At 31.7% G+C, this 24580-nt stretch carries 16 protein-coding genes; 9 read left to right on the plus strand and 7 right to left on the minus strand.

The window, feature by feature from the left end:
* The first annotated feature begins 58 nt into the window (after positions 1-58).
* Genes Q0945_RS09385 through Q0945_RS09395 form a run of 3 tightly spaced genes read left to right on the plus strand, consistent with a single transcriptional unit; the run spans position 59 to position 5547 of the window.
* On the plus strand, positions 59-2815 hold the full coding sequence (locus tag Q0945_RS09385) for an alpha-L-rhamnosidase (protein ID WP_299433896.1): 2757 nt from the start codon (positions 59-61) through the stop codon (positions 2813-2815).
* A gap of 27 nt (positions 2816-2842) precedes the next feature.
* Entirely contained in the window at positions 2843-4201 is a 1359-nt protein-coding gene (locus tag Q0945_RS09390) for a DUF1080 domain-containing protein (protein ID WP_299433898.1), read from the plus strand.
* Between the two features lie 5 nt (positions 4202-4206).
* Entirely contained in the window at positions 4207-5547 is a 1341-nt protein-coding gene (locus Q0945_RS09395; RefSeq protein WP_299433900.1) for a Gfo/Idh/MocA family oxidoreductase, read from the plus strand.
* Between the two features lie 111 nt (positions 5548-5658).
* Here the strand turns inward: Q0945_RS09395 and Q0945_RS09400 are convergent, their stop codons facing one another.
* Positions 5659-7305, minus strand: coding sequence for an arylsulfatase (locus Q0945_RS09400; RefSeq protein ID WP_299433902.1), 1647 nt, complete (start codon positions 7303-7305; stop codon positions 5659-5661).
* 27 nt (positions 7306-7332) lie between these two features.
* A complete protein-coding gene (locus Q0945_RS09405) occupies positions 7333-9036 on the minus strand; it encodes a sulfatase (protein ID WP_299433904.1) in 1704 nt (567 codons plus the stop codon).
* 367 nt (positions 9037-9403) lie between these two features.
* Between Q0945_RS09405 and Q0945_RS09410 the strand changes: the two genes are divergently transcribed.
* From Q0945_RS09410 to Q0945_RS09420, 3 genes are read left to right on the plus strand one after another with little or no spacing between them, the layout of a single operon-like run.
* Positions 9404-11071, plus strand: coding sequence for a hypothetical protein (locus Q0945_RS09410; protein WP_299433906.1), 1668 nt, complete (start codon positions 9404-9406; stop codon positions 11069-11071).
* Between the two features lie 56 nt (positions 11072-11127).
* Positions 11128-11907, plus strand: a complete 780-nt coding sequence (locus Q0945_RS09415; RefSeq protein ID WP_299433908.1) for an SDR family oxidoreductase — start codon at positions 11128-11130, stop codon at positions 11905-11907.
* 43 nt (positions 11908-11950) lie between these two features.
* Positions 11951-12802 (plus strand): fumarylacetoacetate hydrolase family protein, encoded by an 852-nt coding sequence (locus tag Q0945_RS09420; RefSeq protein WP_299433910.1) that lies wholly within the window; start codon positions 11951-11953, stop codon positions 12800-12802.
* Between the two features lie 228 nt (positions 12803-13030).
* Here Q0945_RS09420 and Q0945_RS09425 read toward each other — a convergent pair whose 3' ends face one another.
* Together Q0945_RS09425 and Q0945_RS09430 are read right to left on the minus strand one after the other, a co-directional pair.
* Positions 13031-13360, minus strand: a complete 330-nt coding sequence (locus Q0945_RS09425; RefSeq protein WP_299433911.1) for a hypothetical protein — start codon at positions 13358-13360, stop codon at positions 13031-13033.
* Between the two features lie 77 nt (positions 13361-13437).
* Positions 13438-13788, minus strand: coding sequence for a pyruvate kinase (locus Q0945_RS09430; protein WP_299433913.1), 351 nt, complete (start codon positions 13786-13788; stop codon positions 13438-13440).
* Positions 13789-13987: 199 nt separating this feature from the next.
* Here Q0945_RS09430 and Q0945_RS09435 point away from each other — a divergent pair, with 199 nt between their 5' ends.
* Positions 13988-14566, plus strand: coding sequence for an alkylphosphonate utilization protein (locus Q0945_RS09435; RefSeq protein WP_299433915.1), 579 nt, complete (start codon positions 13988-13990; stop codon positions 14564-14566).
* Between the two features lie 57 nt (positions 14567-14623).
* Positions 14624-15364, plus strand: a complete 741-nt coding sequence (locus Q0945_RS09440; protein ID WP_299433917.1) for a CpsB/CapC family capsule biosynthesis tyrosine phosphatase — start codon at positions 14624-14626, stop codon at positions 15362-15364.
* Between the two features lie 55 nt (positions 15365-15419).
* Here Q0945_RS09440 and Q0945_RS09445 read toward each other — a convergent pair whose 3' ends face one another.
* Genes Q0945_RS09445 through Q0945_RS09455 form a run of 3 tightly spaced genes read right to left on the minus strand, consistent with a single transcriptional unit; the run spans position 15420 to position 20577 of the window.
* Positions 15420-17795: a tyrosine-protein kinase gene (locus Q0945_RS09445; RefSeq protein ID WP_299433919.1), complete on the minus strand. Its 2376-nt coding sequence runs from the start codon at positions 17793-17795 to the stop codon at positions 15420-15422.
* 39 nt (positions 17796-17834) lie between these two features.
* Positions 17835-18596, minus strand: a complete 762-nt coding sequence (locus Q0945_RS09450) for a polysaccharide biosynthesis/export family protein (protein ID WP_299433921.1) — start codon at positions 18594-18596, stop codon at positions 17835-17837.
* A 43-nt stretch (positions 18597-18639) separates the two neighbouring features.
* Positions 18640-20577, minus strand: a complete 1938-nt coding sequence (locus Q0945_RS09455) for a nucleoside-diphosphate sugar epimerase/dehydratase (protein ID WP_299433923.1) — start codon at positions 20575-20577, stop codon at positions 18640-18642.
* 418 nt (positions 20578-20995) lie between these two features.
* On the opposite strand from Q0945_RS09455, the gene Q0945_RS09460 reads away from it, so the two are divergent.
* Positions 20996-24580, plus strand: a 3585-nt coding sequence (locus Q0945_RS09460) for a galactose oxidase-like domain-containing protein (protein WP_299433925.1), incomplete at its 3' end; no start/stop codon positions are given.

Consider the following 24580-nt stretch of genomic DNA (forward strand, 5'->3'; position numbering starts at 1 on the left):
TTAGTTTTTAAAGGCTACTGCAGAGTAGCCTTTTTGTTTAAAATAAATATATGTCTAAATGAAAAGCATAGCTTTTATAGTAATTACCTTTATTTGTAGTGTTTACGAAATATCAATTAACAATTCTCCACTAAGTATTAATGATTTAAAAACAGAATACCATACAAACCCGAAGGGTATTGATGTTTTAAAGCCTAGATTTAGTTGGGTTTTAACTGGTAAAGGAAGAAATAGAACACAAACAGCATACAGAATACTTGTGTCATCTTCTGAAAAAAAATTAAGTAATAATCAAGGAGATATATGGGATAGTAAAAAAATAACTTCCAATAACACCAACCAAATTGAATATAAAGGGAAGATCTTATCATCGCACACGACTTATTATTGGAAGGTAAAAGTGTGGGATGAATCCAATAGTGAATCTACTTGGAGTAAAACTGCACATTGGTCCATGGGCTTATTAAAATTCTCTAAATGGAAAGGACTTTTTATAAGCCATGATGTAGGTTACGACAAAACAGATAAATATGATAGTTTATACCTACCCCCTGCCAGATACCTTCGCAAATCCTTCACCCCTAAAAAAAAGATAAAAAAAGCAACTGCATATACAACTGCATTAGGATTATATGAACTAAGACTAAACGGAAGTAAAGTAGGCGACGATCATTTTGCTCCAGGATGGACAGACTATAACAAGCGTTTGTATTACCAAACATATGATATTACCAAGCATATTAAAGAAGGAGAAAATGTTATAGGCGCAATTATTGCAGATGGATGGTATGCAGGATATATAGGTTATGGTTTATTTGTTCGGTTAGACAAGGTTCGTGAATTTTATGGTGTTAATCCATCATTCATGGGACAAATACACTTAGAATATGAAGATGGCAGTGTAGAGATTATCCCTACTGATACATCTTGGAAATCTAATCAAGGAGCTATACGTGAAGCTGATATTTTAATGGGAGAAGTTTACGATGCTACAATGGAAAATACAGGTTGGGATAGTCCAAACTATAACGATGCATCTTGGAAAACACCCAAAGTATATACCTATCCTAATGGAAAATTACAAGTACACCCTGGCAACTTAGTAAAAAATACAGAACGTATAAGACCTATTAAAATTACAGAGCCAACATCTGGTGTTTATGTTTTTGATATGGGGAAAAACATTGCAGGTATACCAGAGTTAAAAGTTAAAGGTCCTAAAGGAACAAAAATTAGACTTAGGTTTGGAGAGATTTTAAAAAGAGATGGCAACATACAAACAGAAAACCTTCGTTTAGCAAGAGCGACAGACACGTATATTCTTAAAGGAGAGGGAGAAGAAGTTTGGCAACCAAAATTCACGTATCATGGCTTTCAATATATAGAAGTTACTGGTTTCCCTGGAAAACCTACTTTAGATGCTATTACAGGTTTAGTACTAAGTTCGATTAAAACTGATGCAAGTACTTTCAGTTCGTCTAATGCAATGAATAATGCGCTTTATAAAAATATAAAAACAACTCAAGAAGCTAATTTTTTTGATATACCTACTGATTGCCCACAAAGGGATGAACGTTTAGGGTGGCTAGGCGATGCGCAAACTTACATGCGCTCTGCATCTTTTAATGCAGATGTAGCCTCTTTTATGTCAAAATTTTTGATTGATGTAGACGATGCCCAACGCTGGTATGGAGCCTATCCTAATTTTGCACCATTTCCGTATTCAAGACCAAACCAATACGCTCCTGCTTGGATGGATGCGGGTATTATTATTCCGTATAACATGTACAAAGTGTATAATGATACTCGAATTTTAGAATACATGTATGCTGGAATGGAGAAGTTTATGGAATTTCAAGCTGATGCAAGTACAGATTTTATTAGGCCCGGTGGTGGGAATAATTGGGGCGATTGGCTATCGGTAAATGAAGCGACAAGTCATGATTTTATTGGAGCTTCTTATTATGGTTATGATGCTAAACTAATGGCTGAAATGGCAGAAGCGTTAGGAAAAATCGCTGATGCTAAAAAGTATAAAACCTTATTCGAAAGTATAAAAACTGCTTTTGCTAAAAAATACATACTAGAAAACGGACACACTTCTGAAGATACACAAACCTCCTACGCTTTAGCTTTATATTTTGATTTATTTCCAGAACACCTTGCAAAAAAGGGAGCTTCTAGACTAGCAGAAAAAATTGAAAAGAATGGCTTTAAATTTTCTTCCGGTTTTCTGGGAACAAAACATGTTATGCTCGCTTTATCAAAATACGGTTTTGATGATATCGCTTACAAGTTATTTCAGCAAACCGAGTACCCAAGTTGGGGATATTCTGTTGTAAATGGAAGTACGTCTATTTGGGAGCGTTGGAATAGTTATACCAAAGACGAGTCATCAAATTCAGATCTAAATAGCTCCATGAATTCGTTTAGCCACTACGCTTTTGGTTCTGTAGCAGAATGGATGTTTATGAATGCTGTTGGAATAGAGACAGAAGATTCTGGTTACAGAAATATAATTATAAAACCTGCCATAAGTAAAGAAATGAACTTTATAAAAGGGAGTTACAAAAGTATTAACGGTACCATATCTTCAGCTTGGAATTGGGAGAAAAATCATTTAATAATGAACATTGAAATACCAACAAATACATGTGCTAAAGTATACATTCCAACATTGCAAGTATCTAAAATTAAAGAAAGTAATATAGCTTTAAAGAAAAACTCAGATATTAAAGTTTTACAGTCAGAAGAAAAATTTACAGTACTTAAAGTAGGTTCTGGTAAATATTCATTCAAAATAAAAACTGACTAAATAAAAATTTAAAACAAATATTTAAAAATGAAAAACATAATTATCCTATTTTCTTTGTTAATCTGTTTAACAAGTTGTCAAAATTCAAATGAACACAAAACACCCTGGGTTTCAATTTTTGATGGAGAAACCTTAAATGGTTGGACACAAAAAGGAGGCAAAGCTAAATATGAAGTAAGAGACGGTGCTATAGTAGGAATAGATGTAAGAGATACACCTAATTCTTTTTTAACCACAGATAAAATGTATGAAGATTTTATTTTAGAATTAGATTTCAAAGCAGATTCCTCAATGAACACAGGTGTTCAGATAAGAAGCAATAGTTTCCCATATTATAAAAAAGGAGTAGTTCACGGCTATCAAGTAGAAATAGACCCTTCTCCACGTTCATGGAGTGGTGGCATTTATGATGAACAACGCAGGGGGTGGCTAAATCCATTAAACAATAACCCTAAAGCCCAAAAAGCTTTTAAGCAAAACGACTGGAATCATTTTAGGATAGAAGCCATTGGAGATACTGTAAAAACATGGGTAAATAATATCCCTGCTTCGTATTTAATTGATGATAAAACAGCTTCCGGATTTATAGGCTTGCAAGTGCATCGCATTATTGGGGAAAAGAAAGAAGGCACAGAAATAATTTGGAAAAACATTAAAATACTTACAAAGAACTTGTCTAAATATTCAAGAAAATCTAATTTAGAGCCTATTAACACAAAAAACAGACTTACAATAAATGAAGAGAAGTCTGGTTGGAAAATGTTATGGGATGGTAAAACTACAACGGGATGGAAAGGTGCTAAATTGGATGTCTTTCCTGAAAAAGGATGGAAAATCAACGATGGAGAATTAATTGTATTGTCTTCTGGAGGTGCCGAATCTGCCGCTGGTGGAGATATTGTTACAGAGGAATTGTATGGCGATTTTCAATTAAAAGTAGATTTTAAACTAACGCCAGGAGCAAATAGTGGCATTAAATATTATGTAGATACCACTATAAATAAAGGATCTGGATCATCAATAGGTTTAGAATATCAAATTTTGGATGATGCTATTCATCCTGATGCAAAATTAGGGAGTCATGAGGGAAGTAGAACGGTTTGTTCTCTATACGATTTAATTCAGGCTAATCCAAAGAAGCCAATAAAGAAGATAGGAGAATGGAATAGCGCTCATATTATCTCTAAAGATAACCATGTGGAGCATTGGTTAAATGGCATGAAAGTTTTAGAATATAACCGAGGAAGTGAAGCTTTTTTGAAATTAGTTAAAGAGAGTAAATATGCAAAATGGTCTGGCTTTGGGTTATTAGAAAAAGGACAAATTTTACTGCAGGACCATGGGGATCGTGTGGCATTCAAAAACATTAAAATTAAATCGTATTAATTATTATGACTACAAGAAGAAATTTTATCAAGAAAAGTACTTTAGCTGGTGCTGCCATAACTACAGGAGCTTCAGCTATGGCAATGTCTGCTAAAAGCTACAATAATATTATTGGAGCTAATGAGCGTTTAAACATAGCTATTGCAGGTTTAGGAAGAAGACTAAATGCTTTTAAAGCACCTATAGCTCTAAAAGAAAGTAATGTGAAATTACTTTATCTGTGTGATGTCATGGAAAGTCAGCGGCTTAAAGGTCTTAAAAAGTTTAAAGAACACATTAACTATAATCCTAAATTAGAAAATGATATTAGAAAAGTATTAGATGATAAAGATGTAGATGTTCTTATAAATGCAACTCCAGACCATTGGCATGCACCTGGTTCTATTATGGCGATGAAAGCAGGTAAACATGTATATGTTGAGAAACCATGTAGCCACAATATGTATGAAAACGAACAACTAGTTAAAGCGTCGAAGCATTTTAGTAAAGTAGTTCAAATGGGAAATCAACAACGTTCTTCTGGGCATACTATAGAAATAATAAACAAAATACATAGTGGTATTATTGGTAAGCCATATAAAGCTATCGCTTTTTATAATAATTCACGAGGAAAGGTTCCATTACAAAAAAAGGCGCTTATTCCTGAAGGCTTAGATTGGGATTTGTGGCAAGGACCAGCGCCTAGAAGAAATTACACTTCAGAAACATGGAATTATAATTGGCATTGGTACGGTTGGGAATACGGAACAGCCGAAGCTGGTAATAATGGTACCCATGAACTAGATGTGGCAAGATGGGCTTTAGATGTGGATTTTCCTGAGCATGTTTATGTTGAAGCAGAAAAGCGTCAATTTATAAATGATGGCTGGGAAATGTATGATGATATGGAAGCCACATTTAAGTTTAATGATAATAAAACTATTAAATGGGACTGTAAATCTAGAAATGGTTATAGTTCTTATGGCACAGGTCGAGGTACTGTTATTTTTGGAACCGAAGGTTCGGTATTTGTAAATAGAGAAAAATATATACTATATGACCGCAGTGGAAAAATAGTTAAAGAATACAATTCAAAATCAAACGAATCAGGAACAGCACTTGGTGGTGGTGGAGATACATCTACAAAACACGTTCAAAATATGTTTGAGGCTATCCGTGGTAAAGATAAATTAAATGCTCCAATTGATGATGCAAGTAAAAGTATGGCAATGGTTCATTATTGTAATATTGCTTACAGGATTAATAAAGGTTTTGATATTGATAATAAAACAGGAAAAATTTACGATAGAGAAGCCATGAAACTATGGTCACGTAATTATGAACCTGGATGGGAACCAACATTTTAATAAAACTCTAATTTTTAGTATAATAATACATTTAGTAATGTGTGTGTTTTGTTAATCGTAGTAGTTTTGGGCGAAAGTAAATTTTCGCCCTTTTTAATTATTATACACTATCTATCTGTTTAGCTTATATTTTTCACTTAATCTTGCTGGCATAGCAGAAGGAGTATATACAACACCAGTACCACGATCTCCTTGCGATTTATAGTGAGGGCTATCTGCAGTACTTTCTGGCTTATAGTTAAGCTCTCCACTTTCTTTTACCCACCAATTAAGCCATTCTTTTTCCAATTCTAAAACTTTTTCATGATACACTTGAGACACATCATTAGTCTCTAGAGGGTCTTCTATCGTATTGTATAACTCCCATCCATTATCGTCTACTTCAATTAAACTCCATTCTGAAGTTCTAATCGCACGATTATCCATAAACTGAAAGTACATTGGATCTTCTCGTTTCCATGTTTTTCCTTTTAACAAAGGTATAAATGACTGGCCTACAAGTTTATTATCCTCTGATTCGGAAGATGTTTTTGCTGCTTCTAAAAATGTAGGCATAAAATCTACTACGTTTATAGCTTCAGTGCTTATAGAATTAGGTTTTGGTATAGATTGTGGCCATTTAACAATTGCCCCAGTTTTAACACCTCCTGAGTGTTGGCTTATTTTATATAGTCTTAAAGGGCTAACACTTGTATAAGCCCAACCTGTGCCCAATTGATAGTTGGCACCTAAATCTCCAGGTAAAAGTCCCTTTTTGAGTAAGGTTTTGTCAAGAACAGAAAAAGAATCTGTACCATTATCACTTAAAAATAGTATTAATGTATTTTTATCTTGATTAGTAGCTTTTAAAGCATCCATTAATTGTCCAATACCTTTATCCATTCGTTCTACCATTGCGGCATAAACAGACATTCTTAAATCTTCTAAATCCTTTTGCGCATCTGTTAAGGTATTCCAGTCTGGTAAGTTTTGAGGATATTCTGGAAAAGAAGCCTCAGCTGCTATAAGTCCAAAAGATTTTTGTTTTTCAATACGTTGTTCTCTTACAGATTGCCAACCTTTTAGATAAGAACCGCGATATTTCATAATATCTTCTTTAGGGGCTTGTAATGGGTTGTGGGGGGATTGATAACTTAAATATAAAAAGAAAGGCTCTTTATTTTGTCCGTTGTTAGATTTCACAAATTCAACGGCTCTCTCAGAAAAAGCGTCTGTAGAATAAAAAGAATTCCCAAAGTCTTCATATTTTTGCTCATTAATCCTATAGTCTTTACCTCCTTTAAAATAAGAAGAATAACCTCCCAAAAAACCGAAGAAGTAATCAAACCCCTTTTTATTTGGTGTGCCATCTAAATGCCATTTTCCAATTAAACCTGTTCTATAGCCCTCTTTTTTTAATTCTTGAGCAATATTAGGACCATTTTGGGCGCCAAAACCTGCTCTTGGCCACCATTTACCCGTTAGCATTGCACTTCTTGAAGCTACACACATACCGGCATTAAATACATTAGGAAGACGAATTCCTTCACTAGCCAAATTGTCTAAAGTTGGAGTACTTATTTCTCCACCATAGCACCCTAAATCACTATAACCCAAATCGTCTGCCATAATTACAATAATGTTTGGCGACCCTACTTCTTTTGGGTTTTCAGTTTTACAACTTTCTGCAAGACAAACAGTAATACACAATAGAATGCATCTAATATTAAAAAATGTATTTTTAGAATAAAAGGTGTAAAATGAGCAATTTTTTTTCATTTGTAATATTATGTATAAAAAATAGAATTAGATATTTGAATTAAAAGATGAAAACCTATCTATAAAGGGGGTATCTCTAACTTCTTTTTTAGGGTTATAACTTTCATTAATCTTTGGCCAATAACGTTTATCTACATTAAGTTTTAACCAACTCATTAACTTGTTAAACATTTTATCTGTAAGTTCTGGGTTTTCTGTTATTAAGTTGTTTTTCTCATACGGGTCTTCCTCTATATTGTATAGGTGGAATCTTCCATACCAATCAAAAATAAGTTTGTAATCACCTTCTCTAATTGCAGAATGTGGCGTAAGTGCATAAGGTTCAAAAGGGCTATTATAAATTACGTTAAAAGGGTAATGCCAATAATGTGTTGTTTTGGTGTAGCTGTTATTTTCATTTTTTACATCAGAAAGTATTGGTATTAAGCTTTCACCATCAAGCTTGTTTTTGGCTACAATATCTTTAGCGTTATAACCTGCCGCATCTAATAAAGAGGGATAAATATCAGTACAATCCACAGGAATATCTACCCATTTTCCTTCTTGTACTTTTCCTTTCCATTTAAAAACCAAGGGTACTCTAATTCCGCCTTCCGTTACACAGGCTTTTCCTCCTAAAAATGGGTCGTTGTTGGTTCCTTTATTGTTTGGTGTAACTTCGGCATCAATACCTCCATTATCAGACATAAAAACAACAAGTGTATTTTCCTCAATACCAAGTTCTTTTATCTTTTCTAGAATAGCCCCTACTGAGCGGTCTAAACTTTTAATCATTGAAGCATAAACTGGATCATCATGCCCATTCCAACCTTTATTTACTTTACTTTCAAAATACGATACTTCTTCAGGTTTACCTTGATAAGGTGTATGAATAGCAAAATGTGAAAAGTACAAGAAAAAGGGTTTGTCCTTGACTTTTGCTCTATCTTCTATAAACCGTAAGGCTTGTACAGTAAGGTCATCTGTTAAATATTTTTTATTTGTTTCTTTTCCTGAACTCCCTATTTCTAATGCTTCTGGAGCAACTTTTGGAAAATTTTTATTTGTTCTATCATTCCATACTTTTCTCCAATTATAATACTTAGACCCTCCAGCATCAAACCAAGCTAAAGGCTCAAAACCTTGGTCTTTGGGTTGATACCCTTTGGCTCCAAAGCCTCCGAGATGCCACTTTCCAATGAAGCTCGAATGATAGTCTTTAAGTGCTTCGGCAATGGACAGTTCGTCTCTTCCTTCATCAAGTTCACTACCTGTTGGAATGGCAGAATTAGAAATTCCGTTAGTTAGTGCTTGCTCAATCTTTATGGGGTCTTTGTGTTCAAAAACGTCGTGTATGTAATAGCCATTAGGTACTTCTTCATTTTGATTATAATAGGTTGCTCTTGGTGGCATAGCAGTAGTAAAACCTAGTCTCCCTGAATATTTGCCTGTTAATATACTTGCTCTTGTAGGCGAGCATAATTGATTTGCATAGGCTTGCGAAAAGGATGTACCTTCAACTACCAATTTATCAATATTAGGTGTTTCATAAAACATTTCGTCTGGATGTGTGCCAGTAAATTTATTAGCATAAGCTTGACAATCCATGATACCATAATCGTCGGCAAGTATAAAAATTATATTAGGGCGGGATGCATTTTTATCTTCTGTACTTTTCTTATTTGCATTCGATTCGCATCCTGCAAAGAATAATACTAAAAGACAAATACTACCTAACTTTAAATATTTCATGTGATATATAATTACTGTCTATTTAACTTTGGTTATTATTAATATGACCATTTAAAACAATTAATTCTATCTGATTATATGCATTTATATTTATGCTATAAGAGGTTTTTGAAGCATGAGTAAAAAAGGCAATGATGTATAATAGAAAAAACCAAAAATATTTGTGCATAGTACTATTCTGAAGGTAATTTATATGATATAAAATTACAGTACCTATTCCAAAAAACCATCCTGCCGAATATGGTTCTTTCACAGAAGGGGCATGATTGTTTTGTTAATCTTTATCGATAATTTAGCTCTCTATAATTAGAATTTAAGATTTATAAAATTTCAAAAAACCAATTAAAACAATCATAAGTATATCAAAATGAAGAATTTAATAAAATTATTGTTTTTTTTATTATCAATAAACATTGGTGCTCAAGGTATAGATAAATCTTTGTATGCTTTTGATTTTAAGATGGATAGTCTTAGCATCCCCCAACGGGCAGAACTTTTTGAAAAGCTTGGTTATAGTGGCACTACATTTATTGTAAAAAACAATGAGCAAATAAAAAAACTACAAGAATATTTAGATACTAAAGCGTTTTCTTCAGGAAAATTATCTATTCCAGTAGTTTATTTCCCGTTTGATTTCTCTAATGATTCTGAAAAAGAAAACAAATTATGGCGCGAAGCATTAAGTGCATTGCCAGAAGGAACGGATCTATGGGTTATCATCTTGAAAAAAGATGCTACAAAGGAAAAAACTTTGGCACTTTTGAAAAACATGACAACTGAAGCTCAAGAATTAAACAAGAATATTGTTATCTATCCGCACGATAATTGTTTTATAGAATCAGCAGAAGAAGCCATTCCATATATTGAGGAGTTAAATGTTCCAAACCTCTATCTAACTCTACACCTATGTCATGAATTAAGAGCAGGTAATGGAAACCGTTTATTGGATGTCGCTATAAAATCGGCTCCATATTTAAAGTTTGCATCCATTTCTGGTTCTAATGTAACGATGTTCAATAATGATAAAGGAAATTGGTCTGATGCTATAAAGCCTTTGGATAAAGGTGATTATGATGTGTCTAAATTTGTATCTGTGTTGCAAAAAATAAAGTTTCAAGGCAAAACCATGTTGCATACTTTTGGAATTGAAGAAGCTCCTAAAGAGCACTTGTCTCGTTCTATTAAGAAATGGAATACTTTGGTAGATACTACATACAAAACTCTAAATAACAATCTAAATAACATTTTAGATAACCCGGAAAATGCATATTGGGATAATGTTTCAAAAACTTGGTTTATTTCTAGTCTTGGAGGAGAAAAAGTAACGATTGAAAAAGATGGTTATGGATGGCTTACCCGTCTGGACGAAAACGGAAATGTTATATCAAATAGATGGGTTGAAGGTTTAGATGCGCCAACAGGAATGGCTTCTTATAAAAACTTACTGTATGTTGCAGATAGGGGTGTTTTAGTAGAAATAGATATTTCCAAAGGAAAAATTATTAGAAAAATAAATTTACCTAATTCTGAGTTCGCTAATGATGTTGCGGCTACAACCAGCGGAGATATTTACGTATCTGACACATTCACAAATAGTATTTACAAACTACCAAAAAACAAAAATATAGAGGTTTTTATTAAAAATGATGTCCTGGAGTTCCCAAATGGTTTATGGATAGATGGAGAACATTTAATAGTTGCTACATGGGGACCAATGACCAATCGTGAAACTTTTGAAACAAGCAGAAAAGGAACATTAATGAGAATAAATCTAAAGACAAAGGAAATAAAACCTATAGGTGAAGGCTTTCCTATTGCTAACTTTGATGGAGTTGTAAAGTATGGAAAGTTCTATTATGCAACAGATTGGACTGGAGGAAGGCTATTAAAAATTAGTAACGACGGAAATGTAGAAGAAGTAATCTCTGGTTTTTCACAACTTGCCGATTTAGGTATTAATACAGAAAAAGGAATTATCATGATTCCTGAAATGAGCAAAAACCGTTTCATTTTTTTCAATCTAAAAGCTCTATAAACTAAAAAATAAGTGTTTTACTTAAAATTGTACGCAAAATAGCTTGTTAATATAAAATGGACATATTTAATTTAAAAAATAAAAGAGCTATTGTTACTGGAGGCGGTAGCGGCATTGGAAGAGCTATTAGTACCGTTTTAGCGCAACAAGGAGCATTAGTTTATATTTTAGATATAGACGAAACAGGAGCAGATAGCCTTCTTGCTGATATTCATAAAAAAGGAGGGCGAGCGGTTTTTAAAAAGTGTGATATATCTATTAAGCAAGAAGTTGATGATGCAATTAAAGCTGCTGCTGGATCTAAAAAAAAGCTAGATATCATTATTAATAATGCAGGCATAGCACATATAGGAAGCCTTGAAAAAACATCTACAGAGGATTTTAATAAGCTGTTTTCTGTCAATGTAGAAGGTGTTTTTCATGTGATGAAATCTTCTTTACCATTTTTAAAATCAAATGGAGGTGTTATTATTAATATGGCTTCTATAGCAGCCTCAGTTGGAATTAAAGATAGGTTTGCCTATAGCATGACGAAAAGTGCTGTAGTTGGTATGACACTCTCAGTTGCGAAGGATTATATAAACTACAATATTCGTTGTAATTCTATTTCGCCAGGCAGAGTACATACACCTTTTATAAACGGGTTTTTAAAGAGAAACTACCCCGGTCAAGAAATGATTATGTTTGATAAATTATCAAAGTCTCAGCCAATTGGCAGAATGGGAAATTCTAAAGAAGTTGCACACCTTGTACTATATCTATGTTCTGATGAAGCTTCATTTGTTACAGGCAGTAATTATGATATTGATGGAGGTTTTACGCGTTTAAATAACTAATATTTAACCATATAAATATTCTACAAATTTTAAAAATAAGACAATGAAATTAATTCGTTTTGGAGTATTGGGCCAAGAAAAACCAGGTGTATTAATAAATGGTGAGCGTAAAGATTTATCATCAGTGTTCAATGATTGGGATAAAGATTTTTTTAATACTAATGGACTTAAAAAATTAGACGAATGTTTAAAAAATATGGCAGTATACCCTAATGTAGATAAATCTGAACGTTGGGGTGCTTGCGTAGCTCGTCCAGGTAAGGTAATATGTATTGGCCTTAACTATTCTGATCATGCTGAGGAATCTGGAATGGCTATTCCTAAAGAACCTATAATATTTCAAAAAGGTTCTAATACAGTGGTTGGCCCTTATGATGATATTATTATTCCTAGAAATTCTGAGAAAACAGATTGGGAAGTAGAATTAGGTGTTATAGTAGGAAAAGATACAAAGTACTTAAATTCTATAGAAGAAGCCAAAGGTTGTATTGCTGGGTATTGTACTTCTCATGATGTATCTGAAAGAGCATTTCAGTTAGAAAGAGGTGGGCAATGGACTAAAGGAAAGTCTTGCGATAACTTTAACCCTTTAGGGCCTTATTTAGTAACAACAGATGAGATTAACGATGTTCAGAACCTAAATATGAAATTAACAGTTAATGGGGTTCAAAAACAAAAAGGCAATACAGGTTATATGATTTTTGATGTATATCGGGTAATTCATCATTTATCTCAATTTATGACTTTAGAAGCAGGAGATATTATAAACACAGGTACACCGCCAGGAGTTGGTTTAGGGTTTAATCCTCCTCAATATTTAAAAGAAAATGATATAGTTGAGCTTGAAATAGAAGGATTAGGAAGTCAAAAGCAAACTTGTGTAAATGCATTTTAGATCAGTAATTTACCTCTATTTAAGTATTTAGGGGTATTTACTCTAGATTTTATTTTTAATTTGGTGATGTACATACTTCACTTACTATATCACTTTGTTTTGCCGTTTAAAAAATTTCAAGATATCCATCATAAAACTATTAGTTGATTTTCTTTAAAATTAGGTATTTCAATATTAAAATGGTCGTACACTTATATTTTACTAAAAGACTTTCCTTTCTTAAAAAAACTATTTAATGAATATTAATTCTTTAGCATTTATCGCTTCTTTATAATTTGCTTTAATAGTTCGATACCTATTAAAGAACTTTTTATTTTCTACATGTTTTAGTACAACAATAATAGTGTTGTCTTCACTTTTTTCTATTTCAGACACTACAACATTTAAATTAATTAAATTTTTATAATTAGCTAATCCTCCTTTTTTTATTATAAAATTTTTTCTTGGTAATATTAAGTATTTGTAATTAGATGCAGAAGGATATCCTATCTCTAATTTAGTTCCTATTTTAATGACATTACTTTCTGAAGAGGTATTTGCTTTTATACTAGTACTCATACTTATATATAATACTATTACTAAATTTGACAATTATAATATTAATTATCTTTAACTAATTTAGAATATAGAGCTATTTAATTATTTAATTCACAAAATTTTCTATATATCAGTAGCTTTTCATTATTTGTAAAATTCTTATTCTCAAACCAATCTATAGCTTTTATTTTTTCATTTTCAATTTGAGCTTCTCGTATAGCTTTTAAAGAAACTAAATGCCAATGTGTAGCATAATCTCTATAAACAGAAAAACCAACATCTTCCATTATATAAGAAATTTTTGGATCATTTTTTAAACGCACTCCATTTTTTAAAACAGCAAGGGTTTTTGTTGTCTTTTCAACTACAGAGAAAGTATATCTTGCTAGGTCTTCAAAACCATCTCTTTTAACATTGTACACCTTATCCCCTATTTTAAGTTTTTCCATAATCTATTTAATAAATAGCTTTCAAAAATAAAATGTACCACTCAATCTAACCATTATTTTCATTTAATTTTATAAACAAAATAGTACTCAATATATTTTATTCATAAACTACAAAACATCAATCAATTATATTTATTTTATTATAATTTCAATTATTTTATTAAAATAAATGCACTTTTGCACTCTAATAAAATTTGAAATGTCTTTAGAGAGAGAAATAAATAAAAGGTCTGGTGGCAACTGTGAATTATGTAGTTCTACTGAAAGTTTACAAGTTTATGCAATTACACCACAAAAATTAGGGGATATTAATGATAATATTCATGCTTGTTCTACATGTGTAACACAAATAGAAGATTCTACAATTACAGAAGCAAATCACTGGAGGTGTTTAAATGACAGTATGTGGAGTGAAGTTTCTGCAGTAAAAATTATAGTATGGAGAATGCTATCTAGATTAAGAAAAGAAGGTTGGCCGCAGGATTTATTAGATATGATGTATTTAGAGGAAGAAGAGCTTAATTGGGCCCAAGCAACTGGTGAAGGACAAGACCCTGAAGACAGAGTTATTCATAGAGATAGTAATGGTGTTATTATTAATGCAGGGGATAGTGTTGTTCTTATTAAAGATTTACCTGTAAAAGGCTCTAGTATGGTTGCAAAAAGGGGCACTGCAGTTCGTAGAGTTTCTTTAGATCATGAAAATGCAGAATTCATTGAAGGTAAAGTAAATGGCATACAAATTGTTATAATTACAAAATATGTAAAAAAGATATAAGCTGTAATATCTTTAGAATGTACTCGTTTTATAATATACTAACTAAGATTTATTTATATGTTTAGTTTTTTTGAAAAGAAAACTTTTTTAATAGACCATTTAAAAGGTTTTACTGATATACACAATCATATTTTACCAGGGATTGACGATGGAGCAAAAACAGTAGAAGATTCTATAGAACTTATTAAGGGATTTTCTGAATTTGGGGTTACTGACTTTATTGCCACGCCACATATTATGCATAATTATTACCCAAATAATAATGAAAGTATTTCTAAAGCCTATGTAAAATTAAAAAAAGAGCTTGCAGCTAGAAACATGAATAGTATTTCTATTTCAATAGCGGCAGAACATATGATTGATGCCAATTTTGAAACAATATTAGAAGACAATAAGGTAATGCCGTTAGAGAAAAGTTATCTTTTGATTGAAATGTCTTATTTACAAGCTTCTATAAATTTTGATAATGCAATTCAAAAAATTTCAGAAAAAAGATTATTTCCAATTCTTGCACACCCAGAACGTTATGTTTATTTACATCCAAAATTTGGGAAGTACAAGAAATATAAAAGTAAGGGTATTATGCTTCAATTAAACTTACTTTCGCTAAGTAATTATTATGGCAAAGATGTTCAAAAAACTGGAAATAGGCTTTTAAACGAAAATTTAATAGACTTTGCTGGTTCTGATATTCATAATATTAGACAATTAAATAGTCTAAAAGAAATAAAACTTACGAAAAAACAATTGCAAAAAATAATACCTGTTATTGATAAAACAATACAGAGTTTTTATTAAACAAAAAGTCCTCTAAATAAGTTTATTTAGAGGACTTTTTTGATTCATTTTTAAATTAGAATTTCCACCATTTTTTTACAGTTTTCCCATAACCGTAACCATACTTCCCACCATATCCTAAGTTAGATTCTTTAACATCATTCACAACAAAAGATAATCCATTTAATTTACCTTCTTCTTTGAGTTTTAAAGGAAACTCTAACACTCTTGTTTCTGTAACACCAGCCCTTGTAACATAAATTATATGGTCTGCATACTCTGTAAGTAATAAAGTATCTGTCACTACCATTAATGGAGCAGTATCTACAATCACATAATCATACTTTAAAGAAGCTTCTGCAATCAAGTCTTTTATTCGATTACTCATCAACAATTCAGATGGGTTTGGTGGTATTTTCCCTGAATAAATAACATCTATAGTATTTGTATGTACTAGCATTGGATTAATTATATCTTTAGATGATAATGAATCATCATATAAGTACTCTGTTAACCCAGCATCTTTATTTCTACTTGGCTTACCAAGCTTATCTACATCTTTATTATTGCTAAAAAATGTATATAATTTGGGGTTTCTAATATCTGCGCCTATCAATAATACTTTTTTATCTGTATTTGCTAGTATCATAGTCAAATTAGAAGATAAAAATGTTTTTCCTTCTCCTGGAACACTTGAGGTAACAAAAATTACATTATTCCTCCCTCCTTTTTTAGATTTTATTAAATAATCTAAATTAGTTCTTAGAATACGTAATGACTCTCCTAAAACAGAACGATCTTCTTTTTTAACTAAAAATTCATCTTTCTTACCAAGTTTAGGTAATTCTGCTAAAACTGGAACTTCTTTTACTAACTTTTCTAAACCAGTTTTACTATGAATTTTATTATCCAATAAATCAACTGTATAGATAATAGAAAAAGGAATAAGCATTCCAAATATTAAAGAAGCTAATAAAATTAAAGGTTTCTTAGGGCTTATTGGAAAATCTCCTTTTTGATAAGCATTATCAATAATTTTAGATTTAGGAGAACTAGAGGCCGCAGTAATTTGGGACTCTTCCCTTTTTTGCAAAAGATAAAGGTATAATGACTCTGTAGTTTGCTGTTGTCTTGTTATATCTCTTAATTGTCTTTCGTTCTTAGGAGCCGAATAAATTTTAGAATTAATTCTAGACATCTGTCCAGATAAATTATTCACCTGTAAACCTAAATTACGTTCCATTCCTGATAAACTAGATTTCATACTTTCTTTCAAACCATTTAGTTGCTGATCTAGATTTACTATAATTGGGTTTTGTTCATTTGAGCTCTTCAATAAGCGATTTCTCTCCAACACTAATTCATTGTATTTTGCAGTAGTATTAGCTATTGTTGGATCAGATAATCCAACATTTGAAGGTAACACTTCATACCCACTCTCACTTGAAACATAATCTTTCATTCCTGAAGCTATATTTAATTGCGTTTTGGCATTTTCCAATTCCTGTCTATTTGCCGCACCTACATTTAATGCTATATTAGCTTCACTTGCTATGTCTGTTACTCCCTTACTAGTTTTAAAATCTTGCGCAGATTGATCTACAGAAGTTAAATTACCTGAAATCTCTTGAATTCGGTCATTAATAAATTTTGAAGTTTTATCCGCTATTATTTGTTTATCGACTACTGCATTAGCATTATATGTTCTTATCAAAGAATTCATAATATCTATAGCTCTTGAAGGAATAGCATCATTTAAAGATATATTAATAATATTAGAAAACTCTTGAGCTGAAGAAACAATAATTTTACTCTGATAGCCTTCTGCAACTTTAAAAATTGGATTAATATTAACTCTTATCCTACTTCCTTTATAATCTTCAAAAAAAGGAATGTTTGGAGTAATTACAATATCCCCAAGTTTTGTTTGTATATTTTTTCCAAAAGAATATACTTTAAGTGGACTATCTTCAAATTCACTAAACCCAAAAGTAGTATCCGATGATAACTCTATAAAGAACTCATAAGATGAAGAATTTATTAAAGAATCATTATTGATAAAATTAATTTTAAAAGGTCTACTTTTATAAAGTTCAGTACTTTTAATTTTTCCTAATTGAGTAACTGTAATATTAAGCTTTAACTCTTCTACTACTTGTATAAAATTTGATCTAGAATTTAATATTTCTATCTCATCTTCTACCTTATTTTTTGCTCCTCCACCTATAAAACTTAATTCATTAAAAGCAGATAATTCTGAGGCAGAACTTTTATCTTCTATTATTTGAATTTTAGCATTTGCGGCATATTCTGGAGTTGCATACCTAATGTATAGTAATGCAAAAATTAATGCTATTAATCCAGATATTAAAAACCATTTCCAATGCTTAGTATAAACCTTTAATATTTCTTTTAAATCTAAATTATTAGATGAAAAGTCTTGAGAATTCATTATTATTTATTTTAATTTAATAACCCTATCTTAATTTTTTTACCTAGTAATAATTAAAACAGTTGAAGTAATCAAAACTGATGCAATTGAAACCCATATTGATGCCCTATTATCTAATGTTGAAGATGTAATTGCTGATTTATTAGGTTCTACATAAACCACGTCATTTTGAGTAAGATAATATACTGGGGAGTTTAAAGATTCCTTTTGAGTTAAATCTACTCTAGTATAAACTTTTGTTCCATTAAAATCTCTTATTACCAAAACATTATCTCGCATACCTTTAATAGTTAAGTCATTGGCTAAACCCAATGCTTCTAATATTGTAATTTGCTCTCCGTTAACCAAATAAGTACCTGGTCTATTAACTTCACCCAGCACTGTAATTGAAAAATTCTTTAAACGAATATTAACAATTGGATTTTTTAAATATAAACTTAACTTTTCTTTTATAAGCTCTTTTGTCTCTTCAGGAGAAAGACCAACAACTTTTACAGCTCCCAAAACTGGAAAATCTATTTCCCCATTCTTATCTATAATATAGTCTACTTGTTCTGGTCTAATACCACCCTCTTCTGCTCCTTTAAAAAGATTAAACGGCATACTAGCTTCCGGATCTAAAGTAGAAACATGTATACTAATAACATCGTCTATTTTAAATTTATTAGTATACGAATTATCACTAACAATGGTTTCATAATCACTCGCATTTTGAAAATAAACTACATCTTTTTTAGATGCGCATGAACTTAAAAATAATGTAATGCTTAATAAAGAAATTAAAGTTTGTTTAATGGTCATAGTTTGTTTTAAAAAAGTTAATTACTGCAAGATTAATAAAAAATTATGATTGAACAATTTTTAATCTAGCTTTATCATTTTTAGATTTATTATCCTTTTTATCAAATTTGCAAAGTTCAGAGTTATTAGAAACAAATTCGGGAACAATTTTCTTCATGAGTCTTACTGTATCTCCATTAAAAAACATATTTGCTATACACAATTCATCTATTTTTGACCTTACACCTTCATAATCAAGCTCTCTAACTTTACTAATTTTTATTTTCTTATGATATGTTGGCAAAGTACTTTCCCCATTAGCTAGTAACTCCTCATATAATTTTTCCCCAGGACGTAATCCTGTAATTTTTATATCAATATCTTTTGGATAATTTAACCCAGATAATTTAATCATGTTTTTTGCTAAATCAAATATTTTAACAGACTCTCCCATATCAAAAATAAATATCTCACCACCTTCTCCCATTGCCCCAGCTTCCAATACTAGTTGAGAAGCTTCCGGAATTGTCATAAAATACCTGGTAACATCTTTGTGAGTTAAAGTCAAAGGCCCCCCCTTTTCAATTTGCTTTCTAAACAATGGAATAACCGATCCATTTGAGCCTAGAACATTTCCAAATCTTGTAGTAATAAATTTAGTTTTATTTTCTTGTTGCATACAACTTATATACATCTCCGCAATTCTTTTACTAGCACCCATAACATTAGTAGGGTTAACAGCTTTATCTGTTGATACGAATACAAACTTCCCTACCTTATGATTAATAGATAAATCTGCTACAGTTTTAGTTCCTGCAATATTAATTTTTATAGCTTCATAAGAATTATACTCCATTAAAGGTACATGTTTATATGCTGCAGCATGAAAAACCATATTTGGTTTATGCTCCTGAAAAATAGCGTTTAACCTATTTTTATCTCTAATATCTGCTACAATAGGAACAAAATTATGATATCCATTTTGTTTTAATTCTTGCTGCAAATCATATAAAGGAGACTCAGATTGGTCAATAACTATTAAAGATTTATAACTATAGCTACATATTTGTCTTACAATTTCACTACCTATAGAACCAGCACCTCCAGTAACTAAAACAACTTTATCTTTGAGTTCCATTTCTATTTTACTATTCTTAATAGATATTGGTGCTCTATCTAATAAATCTTCAATTTGAACTTTCTTTATTTGAGATACTTTTAATTCCCCATTAATCCAATCTTCTACAGGAGGAACTATTTTAACTAGAACAGGATAATCCACCAAGCTCTCTACTAAAACTCTAAGCTTATTTGGTTCTATATTTTGAATAGAAAAAATAACTTCTGTAATATTCTTATTAACTAAAAAATCTTGAGTTAATTCTTTTTCATGAAAAACATTAACCCCATTAATTTGTTTACCAGATTTTTTAACATCTCTATCAATATAACCAACTACTCTAGCCTTACTTCTTGAATTTGATGTAAGAGCATTACTTGTTAAGATTCCAGATTCTCCTGCTCCATAAATCAAAACGTTTTTAGTTATCTTATAATTTCTAACTAAAAAATTACTATAAATTGATTTAAAAATGAAACGAGAAGCTGTTAGACCTATAAAACTTAAAAGACTATGTATAATAATTATAGAAAGCGGAATAGTAAAATCGTCAATAACATTTATACTTTTATTAAATAAAACCATTGATATTAGCAAAATACTTGCTAAACATGTTGCATTAAAAATATTATAGACATCTCTAACACCTGTATGGCGCACCACTCCTTTATAGGAACCTACAAACAAGAAAGAAACCAAGGAAAGTATAGCTACAATAGGTAATTGTACTAGCAGCTTATTAATATCAAAATCTAGAGATAAATTAAATCTAATACAATATGCTACAAAGAAAGCAATACCAGTAATTAACACATCTATTACTAAAACTAGCCATTTAGATGCAAATCTATTTATATTATGGGCTAAGTAATTATCTACCATTTGATACTTTTTAAATTAACAATATTAATTAATTTTATTGCTAATATAGTCACTCAATTATTTATATAATTGTACAAACATTAAATTTCGTTTAAGCTTATTAAATATTCGTCTAAACGACATTAAACTATAAAACTAAGGGAACTTAAAAATATTGTATTGATAAAAAACTCTTAAGTTTTTATTTATATATCACACAAATATACACTAAATTAAAAGTCTCTTATTTAAAACTAAAAACAACATTAAAACAAACCCCAAAATAGTATTAAAAAGCAGCTTTTTTAAAGTTCATTTTAATTCTTTTAAATAAATAAGTTTTTAATCGATTAAATAATTGGCTTTACCGTTTTAATTGAAGTTTAATTCTTACATGACATAAATTTGAATAACATTACATATTAGACGAAAAGTAAAAATGAAAAAGCAGGATTCTACAACTAAAAATATATTATTCATATTATTATGTTTAGCGTGTTTAATTGTAAATAGTCAAAACCAATCTCAAGAAGGAGAATGGAGTAACCCAATACCATTTGGGATTGTACCTGTTGCAGCTGCAAATCTTCCCGACGGAAGGTTGTTAACCTGGTCTTCACAATTTAGAAATACATTTATAGAGTCCGGTGATGGCATGACTTATACAGAAATTTTTGATCCAACTATTGGTCCTGATGGAACAGCTCTTGGAGAAACTGTTGCTCAGACTAATCATGATATGTTCTGTCCTGGAATAAATAACCTTGCAGATGGTCGTATCCTTTCCGCAGGAGGTACAACAAGTGAAAAAACAAGTATCTACGACCCTGAAACAAACCAATGGTCAACTGCCCAAGATATGCACATACCTAGAGGCTATCAAGGTAATACTACTCTAGCAAATGGAGCTGTTTTTACTGTTGGAGGATCATGGAGCCAAGGTGCAGGTAATAATGGTGGAAAAGATGCCGAAATATGGTCTCCAGAAACAGGTTGGATTAGTTTGCCATTCATTAAAGGAAGTGACATTTACAATGCTACTGATTTAGCTAAAGAAGAGCAAGGATTATATAGAGTAGATAATCATGTATGGCTATGGCCAGCACCTAATGGACACTTATTTCATGCCGGACCTAGTGAAATGATGCATTGGATAGACACAAATGTAGATGGAGGTCAAATAGTAAGTGCAGGAAATCGTGGGACTGACACTTATTCCATGAAAGGAACAACTGTCATGTTTGATATTGGCAAAATACTAAAAGTTGGTGGCGCAGAATCTTATGGTGCAAATTCTTCTAGTACTACTCCGGCAAAAAACAATTCTTATGTTATAGATTTAAATAATGTTGATTATGGAGATGCGCCTCTAGTTACTCAAAGTGGTAACTTAGCTTTTAGCAGAACAATGCACAATAGTACTGTACTTCCGAATGGACAAGTATTAGTCACAGGAGGATTAGACCGTGGAGCTGTTTTCACAGATGTAGGTGCTAGATACGAAGCTGAATTATTTGATCCAACTAATAACACTTGGACTACAGTTGCTAGCATGTCCGAAGCAAGAACATACCATAGCGTTTCTATTTTATTAACAGACGGAAGAGTTTTTGTAGGAGGTGGAGGACTATGTGATGACACCGATGGTTGCGAAAACCATTTTAATGCAGAAATATACAGCCCTCCTTATCTTTTTGATAATTCAGGTGAATTAGCTATAAGGCCAAATATTACAGCCCCCGACACTGCGGATTATGAAACAAGTATTACAGTAACTGGGAGTAACAATATTCAAGAATTTAGCTTAATTCGTTTCTCTGCCGCTACCCATAGTACAAATAATGAACAACGTAGAATACCATTAAATTTCTCTGGAAATGGCACTTATAATGTTTCTATACCTAACAGAAACCTTTTACCCCCAGGATATTACATGCTTTTTGGGATAGATAATAATGGAGTCCCTTCCGTAGCAGAAACTATAAAAATAGGTAATGCTATCCCGCTAAATATTCAAGACCCAAATTTAATTGTTGATTTAAAATTTGATGATGGATCTAGTACAACGGCAACAGATAGTTCTTCTTATGGAAATGACGCTTTCATTGAAGAAAGAGACAACAATGGAAACACAATTCCACCTGTTAATTACTCATGGGAAACTGGCCTTTTTGGAGGAGCAATAGAGTTTGATGGATTAGAACACAATAGTAACAGCTTATTATTTATGCCTTACTCCTCTTCCCTAGCCACACTAAATAACAATATTACTGTTATGGCATGGGTGTATAGAAACTCTGCAGGTAGCACTATTCCACAAACAGGAAAAGTTGCTAACGTAGGTCTATTAAGTCATGATTACACTAGCACTCTATTCTTTGGTTTTCATAACACTATGTACAAATGGGCTTTTGAAACAGATAACGGCCCAGTAGATTTATATGCTGGTAATACACCTATGGACACTTGGGTACATATTGCAGCTACTTATGATGGAAAAATAGCTAAACTATATGCAAATGGAGAACTTATATCTTGGAAAGAAAGAACAGGAACTATCCCTTTTTTAAATGATGGAAGTCTACAATCTCACTTTACTACTTCTGGTTTTTTTGATAATCGTACTCCAGCAGAACTACCCGGATACGCAAATCAGAGTGGTATTACAGATGAAATTAATGGAAAAATAGATGAATTTAAAATTTACAATAAAATTTTAGGGGAAGAAGAAATAAAAAATGTTTTTAAGGAAGGGCAACTAACCGGAAATACTTCTGTTCCAGATTGCCCTAATGGAACTATAACTGCTCAATTCAGAGTAGGAACAACTGGCAGTTGGCAAACAGGAAATAATATAAATGCAGTAGAAGGAGATGAAATATACATTAGAGCGCAAGTCACAAGTGGCAACTATTATGTTACTACACCACAAATAGATGGTCCTACTTTTAACTCTAATGGAAACTCAAATTATTTTTATCAAATAGATACAAGTGTTCACGATTTCGGGAACCCTGAAAGAAACAATGGACTCGTAGACCAAAGCAATGTTGGACAATTTGTACTAACAACATCAGAAGGGTGTTCTGCTGTAATTAATTTAAATGTTATTGGTGTATGTGGACCGCAAGACACTGCTGTTTCTCCTGAATATCAAATAAATGGAGTTTGGTCTAGTGGTCTAAATTCAATAACAGTTAATGAAGGTGATTTAGTAGTTCTAAGTGCTCTCCCTAATGACATAAATGGCAACCCGCTAGATATTACTATCACTTTACCAGATGGAAACATTGTAGATGACAATTATAGCCTAGGAAATGTTACTACTGCAAGTCAAGGGTCATACATATTAACTTCAGAAGAAGGATGTTCAGTTTCTCTAAACTTAAATGTACAATCCTCATCTTGTTCATCTTCTCAAATTAAACACCAAATAAATGGTAGTGGTTCATTTGTTTTGGGAAGCTCTGAAGTAACTATTGATGAAGGAGATAGTATTTTATTAAGTATGGATCCTGATGGTACTATTTTTTCTATTACTGGCCCCAACGATAATAACAAACCCTTAAACAATCAAAGTTTAAATATTTCAAATACAACAACATTAGACGATGGAACATATACCTTTACTACTGATACAGGCTGTATTTACAACCTTCTAGTTAACATAACTCCTTTTGATTGTAATTCTTTAGGATTACAAACTTCTTATAGTGTTAATAATGGAGCCTTTGTGAATGGTAGCTCTTCTGTAACTATTACAGAAGGGGATGATATTACTTTAGCTCTAATTCCTAATGGAACTAGCTTTAGTATTTCCGGGCCTAATTCTAAACCTTCTAATACTAACAACTTAGTTATAACTAATGCAACTGCTTCTGATGAAGGTACCTATACCTATAACACCCCGCAAGGTTGCGCTATAAACCTAAATGTAAACGTAGAATCTTTTGATTGTAATTCTTTAGGATTACAAACTTCTTATAGTGTTAATAATGGAGCCTTTGTGAATGGTAGCTCTTCT

Origin of the sequence: uncultured Maribacter sp. (assembly GCF_947500405.1) — a bacterium.
Classification (GTDB): domain Bacteria; phylum Bacteroidota; class Bacteroidia; order Flavobacteriales; family Flavobacteriaceae; genus Maribacter_B.